The sequence below is a fragment of the Kluyvera fluvialis genome, from assembly GCF_059725275.1.
In genome coordinates this window covers 3,376,651-3,390,569 of the sequence record NZ_AP046142.1, presented here as the reverse complement: position 1 = coordinate 3,390,569, position 13,919 = coordinate 3,376,651, and the positions used below count along the sequence as shown (strand labels likewise).

The following is a 13,919-nucleotide window of genomic DNA, read 5'->3' as shown; positions in this document are numbered from 1 at the left end:
AATGATCGATTATGAAGTACTACGTTTTATCTGGTGGCTGCTGATTGGCATTCTGCTGATTGGCTTCGCTGTCGCCGACGGCTTCGACATGGGGGTGGGGATGCTCACCCGTTTCCTCGGTCGCAATGATACCGAGCGTCGAATTATGATTAACGCCATCGCCCCGCACTGGGACGGTAACCAGGTGTGGCTCATCACCGCAGGCGGCGCGCTGTTCGCTGCCTGGCCGATGGTCTACGCAGCTGCGTTCTCCGGCTTCTATGTGGCGATGATTCTGGTGCTGGCTTCTTTATTCTTCCGTCCGGTAGGTTTTGATTACCGCTCGAAGATTGAAGACACCCGCTGGCGCAACATGTGGGACTGGGGCATCTTTGTTGGTAGCTTCGTGCCACCGCTGGTTATCGGCGTGGCGTTCGGCAACCTGCTGCAAGGCGTGCCGTTCCACATTGATGAATATCTGCGCCTGTACTACACCGGTAACTTCTTCCAGCTGCTGAACCCGTTTGGCCTGCTGGCTGGGATTGTGAGCGTGGGGATGATCCTGACTCAGGGCGCGACCTACCTGCAAATGCGTACGGTGGGTGAACTGCATCTGCGTACTCGCTCCGTATCGATGGCGGCGGCGCTGGTTACACTGGTGTGCTTCGCTCTGGCGGGCGTCTGGATTTACTACGGTATCGACGGTTATGTGGTGAAATCTGTTATGGATCACGCAGGCCCATCGAACCCACTGACCAAAGACGTCGCGCGTGAAGCGGGTGCATGGATGGTGAACTTCAACAACATGCCAGCGCTGTGGGCGATTCCTGCTCTGGGCGTGGTGCTGCCGTTGTTGACGATTCTGAGCACTAAAGCAGATAAAGGCGCGTGGGCGTTCCTGTTCTCCTCATTGACTCTGGCGTGCATCATTTTGACTGCGGGCATCACCATGTTCCCGTTCATTATGCCATCCAGCACAATGATGAATGCGAGCCTGACCATGTGGGATGCGACATCTAGTCAGCTGACGCTGAACGTGATGACCTATGTTGCGATTATCTTCGTACCGATTATCCTGGCCTACACCACCTGGTGTTACTGGAAAATGTTCGGTCGTATCACCAAAGAAGATATCGAACGTAACACCCACTCTCTGTACTAAGTAAGGAGCTAGATATGTGGTATTTCGCATGGATTTTGGGAACGCTTCTTGCCTGTGCATTCGGCGTGATCACCGCCCTGGCGCTGGAGCATGTAGAAGCGTCCAAAGCAGGTGAAGAAAACCAGTAATGAAAAATGTTATCGCAATGTTGTACGCGATAATGGATAAGCGCCCCTTGCGGGCGCTTTCCCTTGTTATGGCCCTGGCGTTAGCTGGCTGCATTTTCTGGGATCCGGCGCGTTTTGCGGCGAAGACCAGTGAGCTGGAAATCTGGCATGGTTTTCTGCTGATGTGGTCAGTGTGCGCTGGCGTAATTCACGGGGTGGGGTTCCGTCCACGTGCAATCCACTGGCAGGGGATTTTTTGTCCGCTTATCGCCGATCTCGTCCTGTTCGCGGGACTGATTTTTTTCTTCTACAGATGAAAATTATCGCCTAATGATAATGGGCTTGCATAAGCCCATAAAAATTTACGCTCCGTTTACTTCCCCCCATTCCAAACCATCTTTCCCGCGCGTATAGTAGCGAAGTTCAAAAACCCCAAATTTTTTTTGTATTACTGGGATGTAAAGTGAATACAACGCTGTTTCGATGGCCGGTTCGGGTCTATTACGAAGATACCGACGCCGGTGGTGTGGTTTACCACGCCAGCTATGTCGCTTTCTATGAAAGAGCACGCACAGAGATGCTGCGTCACCATCACTTCAGTCAACAGGTATTGCTGGCTGAACGCGTGGCCTTTGTCGTGCGTAAGATGACGCTGGAGTATTTTGCGCCTGCCCGACTCGACGATATGCTCGAAGTCCAGACAGAAATTACATCAATGCGGGGTACTTCAATGGTATTTACGCAGAGAATTGTCAACGCTGAGAATAAGGTTCTGAACGAAGCAGAAGTCCTGATTGTCTGTGTTGATCCACTCATCATGAAGCCTCGTGCGCTTCCCAAGTCTATTGTCGCGGAGTTTAAGCAGTGACTGACATGAATATCCTTGATTTGTTCCTGAAGGCGAGCCTTCTGGTTAAACTTATCATGCTGATTTTGATTGGTTTTTCAATCGCATCTTGGGCCATCATTATCCAGAGAACGCGCATTCTTAACGCCGCAAGCCGTGAAGCAGAAGCGTTTGAAGATAAGTTCTGGTCTGGCATCGAACTGTCTCGCTTGTACCAGGAGAGCCAGGGGCGTCGGGACAATCTGGCAGGTTCTGAGCAGATTTTCTATAGCGGCTTCAAAGAGTTCGCGCGGCTGCATCGTGCCAATGGCCATGCACCGGAAGCGATAGTGGAAGGGGCTTCGCGTGCGATGCGCATTTCCATGAACCGCGAACTGGAAAATCTGGAAACGCACATACCGTTCCTGGGTACTGTCGGTTCTATCAGCCCGTATATCGGTCTGTTCGGTACGGTGTGGGGGATCATGCACGCCTTTATCGCGCTGGGCGCGGTGAAACAGGCTACTTTGCAAATGGTTGCGCCAGGTATTGCGGAAGCGTTGATCGCGACGGCTATCGGTCTGTTCGCGGCAATTCCTGCGGTTATGGCGTACAACCGCCTGAACCAGCGCGTGAACAAGCTGGAAATGAACTACGACAACTTTATGGAAGAGTTCACCGCCATTCTGCACCGTCAGGCTTTTACCGCCAGCGAGAGCAACAAGGGGTAAGCCATGGCCAGAGCACGTGGACGCGGGCGTCGCGAACTGAAGTCCGAAATTAACATCGTTCCGCTGCTGGATGTGTTGTTGGTGCTGCTGCTTATCTTTATGGCGACAGCGCCGATCATTACGCAGAGCGTGGAAGTGGATCTGCCTGATGCAACCGAATCACAGGCTGTAAGCAGTAATGATGAACCCCCGGTGATTGTTGAAGTTTCCGGTGTGGGGCAATACAGCGTGAACGTAGGTCAGGAGAAGATGCCGCAGCTACCGCCTGAACAGGTGGTTGCAGAAGCGCAGCGCCGTTTGCAGGCGAATCCGAAAACGGTCTTCTTAATTGGGGGCGCGAAAGACGTGCCTTACGATGAAATAATTAAAGCGCTTAACCTGTTACACAGCGCCGGGGTGAAATCGGTCGGGTTGATGACCCAGCCAATTTAATCGCCGACATGCCGCACGCTCGCGGGTTTGCAGGTTGGGAACGGCCTGCACCTGCGTTGCAGGGTAATGGGGGAACAGTTTTTGGGAACCGAGAGTGTCAAAGGCAACCGAACAAAACGACAAGCTTAAACGAGCGATAATTATTTCAGCAGTGCTGCACGTTATTCTGTTTGCAGCACTTATCTGGAGTTCGTTCGATGAGCACATGGACGCTGCTGCCGGCGGTGGCGGCGGTTCGTCTATCGATGCGGTTATGGTCGATCCTGGAGCGGTCGTTAACAACTATAATCGTACACAGCAGCAACAAGCGAGTGCCAAACGCGCGCAAGAGCAGCGCGAAAAACAGGCACAGCAGCAGGCTGAAGAGTTGCGTGAAAAGCAGGCTGCTGAACAGGAACGTTTAAAAGCGCTGGAAAAAGAGCGCTTACAGGCTCAGGAAGCTGCGAAGCAAGCTCAAGAACAACAGAAGCAGGCGGAAGAAGCGGCGGCGAAAGCAGCTGCGGACGCGAAAGCCAAAGCGGATGCGCAGGCAAAAGAGGCGGCTGAGGCTGCAGCTAAAGCCGCTGCTGATGCGAAAGCGAAGGCCGATGCTCAAGTGAAAGCTGCCGCAGAAGCTGCGAAAAAAGCCGCCGCCGATGCACAGAAAAAAGCAGAAGCAGAAGCAGCAAAAGCCGCCGCTGATGCGAAAAAGGTCGCGGAAGCTGCCGCTGCGAAAGCGGCTGCGGATGCCGAGAAGAAGGCCGCAGCAGAGGCGGAGAAGAAAGCTGCCGCTGAAGCCGCGAAAAAAGCGGCCGCAGCCGAGAAGGCTGCTGCGGAAAAAGCTGCCGCCGCTAAGGCTGCCGCCGATAAGAAAGCTGCTGCTGAAAAAGCGGCTGCGGATAAAAAAGCTGCCGGAGAAAAAGCCGCAGCCAAGAAAGCCGCTGCTGAAAAAGCTGCCGCAGCTTCTGGCGTAGATGACCTGCTGGGTGATCTCAGCTCGGGTAAGAATGCGCCGAAAGGTAACACCAGCGGTAGCGCCGGTGGCTCATCTCCTGCTAAAGGTAACAAGCCGGGGCAGGGCGGGGCATCGCAGGCTGAAATTGCGTCTTATATCGCGCAGGTTCAGGCCGCGATTAAAGGCCATTTGTATGACTGGGACACCTATAAAGGGAAGACCTGTACTTTACGTGTGAACCTTGCCGAGGATGGCACGGTACTGACTGTGAAGCAGGAAGGTGGCGATCCGGCGTTCTGTCAGCAGATGCTGGCGGCGACAAGCCGAATGACCAAGTTCCCGAAACCGCCGTCACAAGCGGTTTGGCAGACCTTTAAAAATGCGCCGTTGGACTTTAAGCCGTAAAGATTATTTTTCGCCGCAGTTAGTGAAAAATAAAGGCCGGATCGTCGCAGAGTTTTGGTAGTTTTGTGTATTTTAGTTTGTTAACATTCTGCTAAATTATCGTGGGCTTTCCGTCCAGATAAGGGAGATATGATGAAGCAGGCATTACGAGTAGCTTTTGGTTTTCTGATGCTGTGGGCAGCGGTGCTGCACGCAGAAGTACGTATTGAGATCACCCAAGGGGTGGACTCTGCACGTCCGATTGGCGTCGTTCCGTTCCAGTGGGCCGGACCGGGTGCTGCACCTGAAGATATCGGCGGCATTGTTGGCGCTGACCTGCGTAACAGCGGGAAATTCAACCCATTAGACCGTTCTCGTCTGCCACAGCAGCCGGGTACTGCGCAGGAAGTTCAACCTGCCGCATGGTCTGCTCTGGGCATTGATGCGGTGGTTGTCGGCCAGGTAACCCCTAACGCTGACGGCAGCTATAATGTGTCTTATCAGCTGGTTGATACCGGTGGTGCGCCAGGTACGGTACTGGCACAAAACACTTATAAAGTGAACAAGCAGTGGCTGCGTTATGCCGGCCATACTGCCAGTGATGAAGTGTTCGAGAAGCTGACCGGCATTAAGGGCGCGTTCCGTACGCGTATTGCGTATGTTGTTCAGACCAACGGCGGTCAGTTCCCATACGAACTGCGCGTGTCTGACTACGATGGCTACAACCAGTTTGTGGTTCACCGTTCTCCACAGCCGCTGATGTCTCCGGCGTGGTCTCCAGACGGTTCTAAACTGGCTTATGTGACCTTCGAAAGCGGTCGTTCTGCGCTGGTTATCCAGACTCTGGCTAACGGTGCGGTGCGTCAGGTTGCTTCGTTCCCGCGTCACAACGGTGCTCCAGCGTTCTCTCCGGATGGCAGCAAACTGGCGTTTGCGTTGTCTAAAACCGGTAGCCTGAACTTGTACGTGATGGATATTGGCTCAGGTCAGATTCGTCAGGTCACGGATGGTCGCAGCAACAACACCGAACCTACATGGTTCCCGGACAGCCAGAATCTGGCGTTTACGTCTGACCAGGCCGGTCGTCCGCAGGTGTATAAAGTGAATATCAACGGCGGTGCTCCGCAGCGTATTACCTGGGAAGGTTCACAGAACCAGGACTCTGACGTCAGCAGCGACGGTAAGTTTATGGTGATGGTAAGCTCGGCTAACGGCCAGCAACACATTGCTAAGCAAGATCTAGAAGCGGGTGGTGTACAGGTTCTGTCATCAACGTTTTTGGACGAAACGCCAAGTCTGGCACCTAACGGCACTATGGTAATCTACAGCTCTTCTCAGGGGATGGGATCCGTGCTGAATCTGGTTTCTACAGATGGGCGTTTCAAAGCGCGTCTTCCGGCAACTGATGGACAGGTTAAATTCCCTGCCTGGTCGCCGTATCTGTAATAATAATTAATTGATTACTAAAGGAATCATAGAAATGCAACTGAACAAAGTGCTGAAAGGGCTGATGATCGCTCTGCCTGTAATGGCAATCGCGGCATGTTCTTCTAACAAGAACGCCAGCAATGACCAGAGCGGCGAAGGCATGTTGGGTGCCGGCACTGGTATGGATGCGAACGGTAACGGCAATATGTCTTCCGAAGAGCAGGCTCGTCTGCAGATGCAACAGCTGCAACAGAACAACATCGTATACTTCGATCTGGACAAATACGATATCCGTTCTGACTTTGCTGCCATGCTGGATGCACACGCAAACTTCCTGCGTAGCAACCCATCTTACAAAGTCACCGTAGAAGGTCACGCGGACGAACGTGGTACTCCTGAGTACAACATCTCCCTGGGCGAACGTCGTGCTAACGCTGTTAAAATGTACCTGCAAGGTAAAGGCGTTTCTGCTGACCAGATCTCCATCGTTTCTTACGGTAAAGAAAAACCAGCAGTACTGGGTCATGACGAAGCGGCTTACTCCAAAAACCGTCGTGCCGTACTGGTTTACTAAGAGAATTGCATGAACAGTAACTTCAGACATCACCTGTTGAGTCTGTCGTTACTGGTTGGAATAGCGGCCCCCTGGGCCGCTTTTGCTCAGGCACCAATCAGTAGTGTCGGCTCAGGCTCGGTCGAAGACCGTGTCACTCAACTCGAGCGTATTTCTAATGCTCACAGCCAGCTTTTGACCCAACTCCAGCAACAACTCTCCGATAACCAGACTGATATTGATGCCCTTCGTGGTCAAATCCAGGAAAGTCAGTACCAGCTGAATCAGGTTATGGATCGTCAAAAGCAGATCATGCTGCAAATCGACAGCCTTAACGGCGGTAGCGGTAGTGCGCAGACGCAGCAAGCTTCGGACCAGAGCAATGCGACGGCAGCCACAGCAGCACCTGCGAGCGGCAATACGGCGGCTTCTGGCGTACCAGTACAAACTGGTGACGCCAATACCGATTACAACGCGGCAATCGCACTGGTGAAAGACAGCTCTCGCCAGGATGATGCGATTACGGCGTTTCAGAATTTCATCAAAAAATACCCAGATTCAACGTATCAGCCGAACGCCAATTATTGGCTGGGTCAGTTGAATTACAACAAGGGTAAAAAGGATGATGCGGCGTATTACTTTGCGTCGGTGGTGAAAAACTATCCGAAGTCGCCGAAGGCGGCAGACGCAATGTTCAAGGTCGGGGTTATCATGCAGGACAAAGGGGATACCGCAAAAGCAAAAGCGGTGTACCAGCAGGTTGTTAGCAAGTACCCAGGCACTGATGGTGCGAAACAGGCGCAAAAACGTCTTAGCGCGCTGTAACGCCTAAAGTAAGACCAGAAATCGTGTTATTTCTGGTCTTACCGCGTGAAACGTAAGCACTTAAGTGATCTTTGTCGAAATTTTTGTTGCGCAGAATTCTGAATTCAGTAATATATGCCGCCGTTGCCAAGGGATATCAAACATCCTGAAAGTGGCGAAAAAAGTGGGTCGTTAGCTCAGTTGGTAGAGCAGTTGACTTTTAATCAATTGGTCGCAGGTTCGAATCCTGCACGACCCACCATCTACTAAGGTAGATAGTGGTAGTAAAACGTGAAGGATAACGTTGCGTAAGCAACAGCCGTAGGGCGAGGCGAAGCCGAGTCATCCTGCACTACCCACCACTTAATGTAGTATCCAGCGCAGTATCGGGTGATTAGCTCAGCTGGGAGAGCACCTCCCTTACAAGGAGGGGGTCGGCGGTTCGATCCCGTCATCACCCACCACCGGGTCGTTAGCTCAGTTGGTAGAGCAGTTGACTTTTAATCAATTGGTCGCAGGTTCGAATCCTGCACGACCCACCAATTTAACATCGACATCAGATGTTAAACGTGAAGGATAACGTTGCTTTAGCAACGGCCCGTAGGGCGAGGCGAAGCCGAGTCATCCTGCACGACGCACCATTCTTTATTATAGGTCTGGTGGAAGCAGTAATTGCAGTATCCAGCGTAGTATCGGGTGATTAGCTCAGCTGGGAGAGCACCTCCCTTACAAGGAGGGGGTCGGCGGTTCGATCCCGTCATCACCCACCACCGGGTCGTTAGCTCAGTTGGTAGAGCAGTTGGCTTTTAATCAATTGGTCGCAGGTTCGAATCCTGCACGACCCACCATTTTAACATCAACATCAGATGTTAAACGTGAAGGATAACGTTGCTTTAGCAGCGGCCCATAGGGCGAGGCGAAGCCGAGTCATCCTGCACGACCCACCATTTTCCTGGTGGATCCGAGTAAAGAATCTTTCAGGCAACATCCGAATGGGTCGTTAGCTCAGTTGGTAGAGCAGTTGACTTTTAATCAATTGGTCGCAGGTTCGAATCCTGCACGACCCACCATCCTGAATGATTAATGCAGTGCCATCCCGAAAGGGGTCGTTAGCTCAGTTGGTAGAGCAGTTGACTTTTAATCAATTGGTCGCAGGTTCGAATCCTGCACGACCCACCATCTAACATCAAGTGCAGATGTTAAATGTGAAGGATAATGTTGCTTGAGCACAACCCATCAATGTAGAAAAGCGCCCTAAAGGCGCTTTTTTGCTATCTGGTATATCCCCATTCCTGCCTGATTTTCTACCTGCGTTTTATTTATCAGCCTAATGAATAAGATACTTATAGGCCGGATAAGACATTCGTCGCCATCCGGCATAGCTCCGCGCAATTATTGTGACTTTTCTCAGCCGATCCGCTATCTTGTTTAGCATATAAAACAAATATGGCCAATCATGGCGCAAGTAACGCCTTCAATTGGTTAATTCGTTAAGCCAGTAAAACGAGATGCATGATGAGCGTGATGTTTGACCCTGAAGCAGCAATTTACCCGTTCCCTGCGAAGCCAGTGCCGTTAAGCGATGATGAAAAACAATTTTATCGCCAAAAGATCAAGCGTTTACTAAAAGAGCGCAATGCGGTAATGGTAGCGCACTACTATACCGACCCAGAAATTCAACAACTGGCAGAAGAGACCGGTGGCTGTATTTCGGACTCGCTGGAAATGGCCCGTTTTGGCGCAAAACACGCGGCGTCCACGCTACTGGTCGCCGGTGTGCGCTTTATGGGGGAGACGGCGAAAATCCTCAGCCCAGAAAAAACCATCCTGATGCCAACGCTAAACGCCGAGTGCTCGCTCGATCTCGGCTGCCCTATTGATGAATTTAACGCCTTCTGTGATGCCCATCCTGACCGCACGGTGGTGGTTTACGCCAACACCTCAGCCGCCGTTAAAGCACGTGCAGACTGGGTGGTGACCTCCAGCATTGCCGTAGAACTGATCGAACATCTCGACAGCCTCGGTGAAAAAATTATTTGGGCGCCTGACAGACACCTCGGTCACTATGTGCAAAAGCAAACTGGGGCCGATGTTCTGTGCTGGCAGGGGGCGTGTATCGTTCACGACGAGTTTAAAACCCAGGCATTAAGCCGTATGAAGGCGTTATACCCACAGGCTGCGGTGTTGGTGCATCCAGAATCGCCACAGGCCATCGTTGATATGGCCGATGCCGTCGGCTCAACCAGCCAGCTTATCAACGCGGCTAAAACGCTGCCACACCAACAACTGATTGTGGCGACCGATCGCGGCATTTTCTACAAAATGCAGCAGGCTGTGCCGGAGAAAGAATTATTTGAAGCGCCAACGGCGGGGGAAGGGGCGACGTGCCGCACCTGTGCGCACTGCCCGTGGATGGCGATGAACGGCTTGAAAGCGATAGCTGAAAGCCTGGAAAAGGGTGGCGTAGCGCATGAGATTCACGTTGATGAAGCGCTTCGTCAGGGGGCGTTGGTTCCACTGAACCGAATGTTAGATTTTGCGGCTACACTTCGAGGGTAACCGTCTAACACGTTGGAGCAAAAATGGATTTTTTGAGTACGCAAAATATTCTGGTGCATATCCCTCTGGGAACAGGGGGCTATGACCTGTCGTGGATTGAAGCCGTTGGCACTATCGCCGGTCTGCTGTGTATCTGGCTGGCAAGCCTTGAGAAAATTACCAACTACGCGTTTGGCCTGATAAACGTCACGTTGTTTGCGATTATTTTCTTCCAGATTCAACTTTACGCCAGCCTGCTTTTGCAGCTGTTCTTTTTCGCTGCCAATGTCTACGGCTGGTATGCCTGGTCGCGGCAAACCAGCCAGAATCAGGCCGAGCTACAAATCCGCTGGTTGCCCATGCCCAAAGCATTGGCCTGGCTTGTGGCATGTGTCGTGGCCATTGCACTGATGACGATATACATCGACCCCGTTTTCGCCGTGCTGACGCGCGTTGCGGTAGACACCATGCAGACGCTGGGGATTAACGTGGTGATGCCGGAACTTCAGCCAGATGCATACCCGTTCTGGGACTCTTGCATGATGGTGCTGTCGATTGCCGCTATGGTGTTGATGACCCGCAAATACGTCGAGAATTGGCTATTGTGGGTGATAATTAACGTAATTAGTGTGGCGATTTTCGCGCTACAGGGCGTTTACGCGATGGCGCTGGAATATTTAATCCTGACCTTTATCGCCCTGAACGGTAGCCGAATGTGGATGAATAGCGCACGTGAACGCGGTTCTCGCGCGCTGTCTCATTAGTGGTGGTGATGATGCCCGTGTCCAGATTGCGCCTCGTTGAGGTGGCATTCTGGGCCGTTACAGGGTTGGTATTCCATCTGCACGGTGGCGTGTTCAATTTGGTACTGATGCTCAAGGAAATGGTGAATACGTTCCAGCAGCGCATCGTGGTCATGCGGTGGAACCACCTGGACATGCAGCGTCATCAACGGTTTTTCGCCGACCAACCAAACATGCACGTGGTGAACATCTCGCACTTCGGGCAGTGAACGACGCATATTACGCTTTAACGCCGCGACATCTATCGACTGCGGCGCGCCTTCCAGCAGTTCATTGACGCTCTCCTTCAGCAGCGACCAGGCGCTACGTAGCACCAGGCACGACACCAATACCGACAGAATGGGGTCGATAGGCGTCCACCCCGTCGTCATAATAACAATCGCCGCCACGATAGCGCCGATCGAACCGAGCAAATCGCCCATCACATGCAGCGCCGCAGCGCGGACGTTAAGGTTTTTCTCCTCGCTTCCGTGGTGCAAAATCCAGAAGGCGACGATATTTGCCAGCAGCCCGGCAACCGCAATCACCATCATCGTGACGCCTGCCACCGGCTGCGGATGATAGAACCGCTGCACAGCCTCCCAAACGATCAGCACAATGATAAACAGCAGGGCAAGGGCATTCACGAAAGCGGCTAACGTTGTGAGACGCAGCCAGCCAAAAGTATGGCGAACGCTGGGCGGACGGCGGGCAAAGCGGACGGCCAACAACGCAAATAACAGGGCCGCTGAGTCAGTCAGCATGTGTCCGGCATCGGCCAGCAACGCCAACGAGCCGGAGATAACCCCGCCCACGGCTTCGACAATCATAAATCCAGCGGTAACACCGAAAGCCAACAATAAACGGCGGGCGTTGCCATCGTCGGGTGTGGCGTGTGAATGTGAATTTTGCCTGTGCGCCATTAAGCTCATCCTCCGTATTTTGAATGCGACTGACTGACATCATTGCAGATCTTTGCTTTTTGCGCACAGAAATACGTCGCGCAGGTAGATGGGGCAAAATAGCGCAACTTCCGTACTGTGATATTTAAATATATTGTTTCTTAGTGTGGTTATAGATATTTGTTTTGTTAATTAGATTTTGGATTTAATTAATTGCTATTAAATTCTATTTTGCAGCCATTTTTTAGTAATTCCCCGCCTAAAGTGTAAAATCCAGTTTACACTTTTTTGCTAGCGATATAGATTGAAGGGATTGCACTCAATTGTATAAGTATGGCAACACTGGAACAGTCATGAATTATCAGAACGACGATTTACGTATCAAAGAGATCAACGAGTTATTACCTCCTGTCGCACTCCTTGAGAAATTCCCGGCCACTGAAAATGCGGCGAATACGGTGTCTAAAGCACGCAAAGCGATCCATCAGATCCTGAAAGGGAGCGATGATCGCCTGCTGGTCGTAATCGGCCCATGCTCTATTCACGATCCGGTGGCGGCTAAAGAATATGCCCAGCGTCTGCTGAAAGTTCGTGATGAACTGAACGGCGAGCTGGAAATCGTCATGCGCGTTTATTTTGAAAAACCGCGCACTACCGTGGGTTGGAAAGGGCTGATTAACGATCCGCACATGGATAACAGCTTCCAGATTAACGATGGTCTGCGTACTGCGCGCAAACTGCTGCTGGATATCAACGACACGGGTTTACCGGCGGCGGGTGAGTTCCTGGATATGATCACCCCGCAGTATCTGGCTGACCTGATGAGCTGGGGCGCTATTGGCGCGCGCACTACCGAGTCACAGGTTCACCGTGAGCTGGCTTCCGGCCTTTCTTGTCCGGTGGGCTTCAAAAACGGTACTGATGGCACGATTAAAGTCGCGATTGATGCGATTAACGCCGCAGGCGCACCGCACTGTTTCCTGTCTGTGACCAAATGGGGCCATTCGGCGATTGTGAACACCAGCGGTAATGGTGATTGCCATATCATCCTGCGCGGCGGCAAAGAGCCAAACTACAGCGCGGCGCACGTGGCGGCGGTGAAAGAAGGGCTGGCGAAAGCAGGTCTGCCTGCGCAAATCATGATTGATTTCAGCCACGCCAACTCCTGCAAGCAGTACAAAAAGCAGATGGAAGTCGGAGCCGACGTGTGTCAGCAGGTTGCTGGCGGCGAGAAAGCCATTATGGGCGTGATGATTGAAAGCCATCTGGTGGAAGGTAACCAGAACCCAGACAGCGGTGAGCCGCTGGTCTACGGTAAGAGCATCACCGACGCCTGCATCAACTGGGATGACACCGATGCGCTGCTGCGTCAACTGGCGAATGCCGTGAAAGCGCGTCGCGGCTAACGCATTACAGGTAATAAAAAAGCGTGGATAATTCCACGCTTTTTTTGTTTCGACGGCGGCGAAATTACTTCGCTTTGCCCTGGTTTGCCACGGCAGCGGCTTTTGCTGCGATTTCGTCAGCGTTACCCAGATAGTAGTGTTTGATAGGTTTGAAGTTCTCGTCGAACTCATACACCAGCGGTACACCGGTTGGGATGTTCAGCTCAAGAATCTCGTCTTCGCCCATATTATCCAGATATTTCACCAGTGCGCGCAGAGAGTTACCGTGAGCGGCGATGATAACGCGCTCACCGCTTTTCAGGCGTGGCAGAATGGTTTCGTTCCAGTATGGCACGACGCGCTCGATGGTCAGCGCCAGGCTTTCGGTGGTTGGCAGCTCTTTGTCGGTCAGTTTCGCATAGCGCGGATCGTGGCCCGGATAGCGCTCGTCGTCTTTGGTCAGCTCTGGCGGAGTAACCGCGAAGCCGCGACGCCACTGTTTAACCTGCTCGTCACCGTATTTTTCTGCGGTTTCTGCTTTGTTCAGACCCTGAAGCGCACCGTAGTGACGCTCGTTCAGTTTCCAGGATTTCTCGACCGGCAGCCAGGCCTGATCCAGTTCATCCAGCACGTTCCACAGTGTATGGATGGCACGTTTCAGCACAGAGGTATAAGCAAAATCGAAGCTGAAGCCTTCAGCTTTCAGCAGTTTACCGGCCGCTTTCGCTTCACTAACGCCTTTCTCAGACAGATCAACATCGTACCAACCGGTGAAACGGTTTTCATTGTTCCACTGACTTTCACCGTGACGAACCAGTACCAGCTTAGTTACAGCCATACTCTCACTCCTCAAGCTTATTGAATGATAACAATTCTCATTATATTGCTGTGACTCGCTTCACAGCAACGCTTATGTATAACCATAGCGAAAATAGTTTCTCAGTGTAAGCCGCATGTGAATCAAGCGTTATT

General features: G+C 52.2%; 15 protein-coding genes and 7 tRNA genes. 20 read left to right on the top strand and 2 right to left on the bottom strand.

Features of this window, described 5'->3' with window-relative positions; genetic code table 11:
- Nucleotide 1: 1 nt before the first annotated feature.
- The 19 genes from cydB (at nt 2) to pnuC (ending at nt 10,642) form a co-directional block, all read left to right on the top strand.
- Nucleotides 2-1,141: a cytochrome d ubiquinol oxidase subunit II gene (cydB, locus tag AC6I4B_RS16020; protein ID WP_497766478.1), complete on the top strand. Its 1,140-nt coding sequence runs from the start codon at nt 2-4 to the stop codon at nt 1,139-1,141.
- Nucleotides 1,142-1,155: 14 nt separating this feature from the next.
- A complete protein-coding gene (gene cydX / locus AC6I4B_RS16015) occupies nt 1,156-1,269 on the top strand; it encodes a cytochrome bd-I oxidase subunit CydX (protein WP_497766477.1) in 114 nt (37 codons plus the stop codon).
- Nucleotides 1,269-1,565 (top strand): cyd operon protein YbgE, encoded by a 297-nt coding sequence (ybgE, locus tag AC6I4B_RS16010; protein WP_497766475.1) that lies wholly within the window; start codon nt 1,269-1,271, stop codon nt 1,563-1,565. Before cydX ends, ybgE begins: the two co-directional genes overlap by 1 nt.
- A 146-nt stretch (nt 1,566-1,711) precedes the next feature.
- Nucleotides 1,712-2,116: a tol-pal system-associated acyl-CoA thioesterase gene (ybgC, locus tag AC6I4B_RS16005; protein WP_497766474.1), complete on the top strand. Its 405-nt coding sequence runs from the start codon at nt 1,712-1,714 to the stop codon at nt 2,114-2,116.
- Entirely contained in the window at nt 2,113-2,805 is a 693-nt protein-coding gene (tolQ, locus tag AC6I4B_RS16000; RefSeq protein WP_497766472.1) for a Tol-Pal system protein TolQ, read from the top strand. The genes ybgC and tolQ overlap by 4 nt, the downstream gene beginning before the upstream one ends.
- A 3-nt stretch (nt 2,806-2,808) precedes the next feature.
- Nucleotides 2,809-3,237: a colicin uptake protein TolR gene (gene tolR / locus AC6I4B_RS15995; protein ID WP_035892731.1), complete on the top strand. Its 429-nt coding sequence runs from the start codon at nt 2,809-2,811 to the stop codon at nt 3,235-3,237.
- A gap of 94 nt (nt 3,238-3,331) precedes the next feature.
- Nucleotides 3,332-4,576 (top strand): cell envelope integrity protein TolA, encoded by a 1,245-nt coding sequence (tolA, locus tag AC6I4B_RS15990; protein WP_497766470.1) that lies wholly within the window; start codon nt 3,332-3,334, stop codon nt 4,574-4,576.
- Nucleotides 4,577-4,708: 132 nt separating this feature from the next.
- Entirely contained in the window at nt 4,709-6,001 is a 1,293-nt protein-coding gene (gene tolB / locus AC6I4B_RS15985) for a Tol-Pal system beta propeller repeat protein TolB (RefSeq protein WP_497772200.1), read from the top strand.
- A gap of 34 nt (nt 6,002-6,035) precedes the next feature.
- Complete coding sequence (pal, locus tag AC6I4B_RS15980; protein ID WP_061283404.1) at nt 6,036-6,557, top strand: peptidoglycan-associated lipoprotein Pal; 522 nt, start codon at nt 6,036-6,038, stop codon at nt 6,555-6,557.
- Nucleotides 6,558-6,566: 9 nt separating this feature from the next.
- Nucleotides 6,567-7,361 carry a cell division protein CpoB gene (gene cpoB, locus AC6I4B_RS15975; RefSeq protein WP_497766468.1) on the top strand — a complete coding sequence of 265 codons (795 nt, stop codon included), beginning with the start codon at nt 6,567-6,569 and terminating at the stop codon, nt 7,359-7,361.
- Between the two features lie 165 nt (nt 7,362-7,526).
- Nucleotides 7,527-7,602: transfer RNA gene (locus AC6I4B_RS15970), tRNA-Lys, on the top strand.
- 126 nt (nt 7,603-7,728) lie between these two features.
- Nucleotides 7,729-7,804, top strand: a tRNA-Val gene (locus tag AC6I4B_RS15965).
- 2 nt (nt 7,805-7,806) lie between these two features.
- Nucleotides 7,807-7,882: transfer RNA gene (locus tag AC6I4B_RS15960), tRNA-Lys, on the top strand.
- Between the two features lie 152 nt (nt 7,883-8,034).
- A tRNA-Val gene (locus AC6I4B_RS15955) sits at nt 8,035-8,110 on the top strand.
- A gap of 2 nt (nt 8,111-8,112) precedes the next feature.
- Nucleotides 8,113-8,188: transfer RNA gene (locus AC6I4B_RS15950), tRNA-Lys, on the top strand.
- Between the two features lie 146 nt (nt 8,189-8,334).
- Nucleotides 8,335-8,410, top strand: a tRNA-Lys gene (locus AC6I4B_RS15945).
- A 33-nt stretch (nt 8,411-8,443) separates the two neighbouring features.
- A tRNA-Lys gene (locus AC6I4B_RS15940) sits at nt 8,444-8,519 on the top strand.
- A gap of 336 nt (nt 8,520-8,855) precedes the next feature.
- On the top strand, nt 8,856-9,899 hold the full coding sequence (nadA, locus tag AC6I4B_RS15935; RefSeq protein ID WP_497772199.1) for a quinolinate synthase NadA: 1,044 nt from the start codon (nt 8,856-8,858) through the stop codon (nt 9,897-9,899).
- Nucleotides 9,900-9,922: 23 nt separating this feature from the next.
- Nucleotides 9,923-10,642, top strand: a complete 720-nt coding sequence (gene pnuC / locus AC6I4B_RS15930; RefSeq protein WP_497766467.1) for a nicotinamide riboside transporter PnuC — start codon at nt 9,923-9,925, stop codon at nt 10,640-10,642.
- Here the strand turns inward: pnuC and zitB are convergent.
- On the bottom strand, nt 10,639-11,583 hold the full coding sequence (zitB, locus tag AC6I4B_RS15925; RefSeq protein WP_497766465.1) for a CDF family zinc transporter ZitB: 945 nt from the start codon (nt 11,581-11,583) through the stop codon (nt 10,639-10,641). The genes pnuC and zitB overlap by 4 nt on opposite strands.
- Before the next feature lie 332 nt (nt 11,584-11,915).
- Here zitB and aroG point away from each other — a divergent pair, with 332 nt between their 5' ends.
- Nucleotides 11,916-12,968, top strand: a complete 1,053-nt coding sequence (gene aroG / locus AC6I4B_RS15920) for a 3-deoxy-7-phosphoheptulonate synthase AroG (RefSeq protein WP_497766464.1) — start codon at nt 11,916-11,918, stop codon at nt 12,966-12,968.
- 64 nt (nt 12,969-13,032) lie between these two features.
- Here aroG and gpmA read toward each other — a convergent pair whose 3' ends face one another.
- Nucleotides 13,033-13,785: a 2,3-diphosphoglycerate-dependent phosphoglycerate mutase gene (gpmA, locus tag AC6I4B_RS15915; RefSeq protein WP_035892201.1), complete on the bottom strand. Its 753-nt coding sequence runs from the start codon at nt 13,783-13,785 to the stop codon at nt 13,033-13,035.
- Nucleotides 13,786-13,919 lie beyond the last annotated feature (134 nt).

Bases quoted from the DNA above. Each gene is read 5' to 3' on its own strand.
- cydB (WP_497766478.1), top strand. From the start codon at position 2: ATGATCGATTATGAAGTACTACGTTTTATCTGGTGGCTGCTGATTGGC.
- cydX (WP_497766477.1), top strand. From the start codon at position 1,156: ATGTGGTATTTCGCATGGATTTTGGGAACGCTTCTTGCCTGTGCATTC.
- ybgE (WP_497766475.1), top strand. From the start codon at position 1,269: ATGAAAAATGTTATCGCAATGTTGTACGCGATAATGGATAAGCGCCCC.
- tolR (WP_035892731.1), top strand. From the start codon at position 2,809: ATGGCCAGAGCACGTGGACGCGGGCGTCGCGAACTGAAGTCCGAAATT.
- tolB (WP_497772200.1), top strand. From the start codon at position 4,709: ATGAAGCAGGCATTACGAGTAGCTTTTGGTTTTCTGATGCTGTGGGCA.
- pal (WP_061283404.1), top strand. From the start codon at position 6,036: ATGCAACTGAACAAAGTGCTGAAAGGGCTGATGATCGCTCTGCCTGTA.
- cpoB (WP_497766468.1), top strand. From the start codon at position 6,567: ATGAACAGTAACTTCAGACATCACCTGTTGAGTCTGTCGTTACTGGTT.
- nadA (WP_497772199.1), top strand. From the start codon at position 8,856: ATGAGCGTGATGTTTGACCCTGAAGCAGCAATTTACCCGTTCCCTGCG.
- pnuC (WP_497766467.1), top strand. From the start codon at position 9,923: ATGGATTTTTTGAGTACGCAAAATATTCTGGTGCATATCCCTCTGGGA.
- zitB (WP_497766465.1), bottom strand. From the start codon at position 11,583: ATGGCGCACAGGCAAAATTCACATTCACACGCCACACCCGACGATGGC.
- aroG (WP_497766464.1), top strand. From the start codon at position 11,916: ATGAATTATCAGAACGACGATTTACGTATCAAAGAGATCAACGAGTTA.
- gpmA (WP_035892201.1), bottom strand. From the start codon at position 13,785: ATGGCTGTAACTAAGCTGGTACTGGTTCGTCACGGTGAAAGTCAGTGG.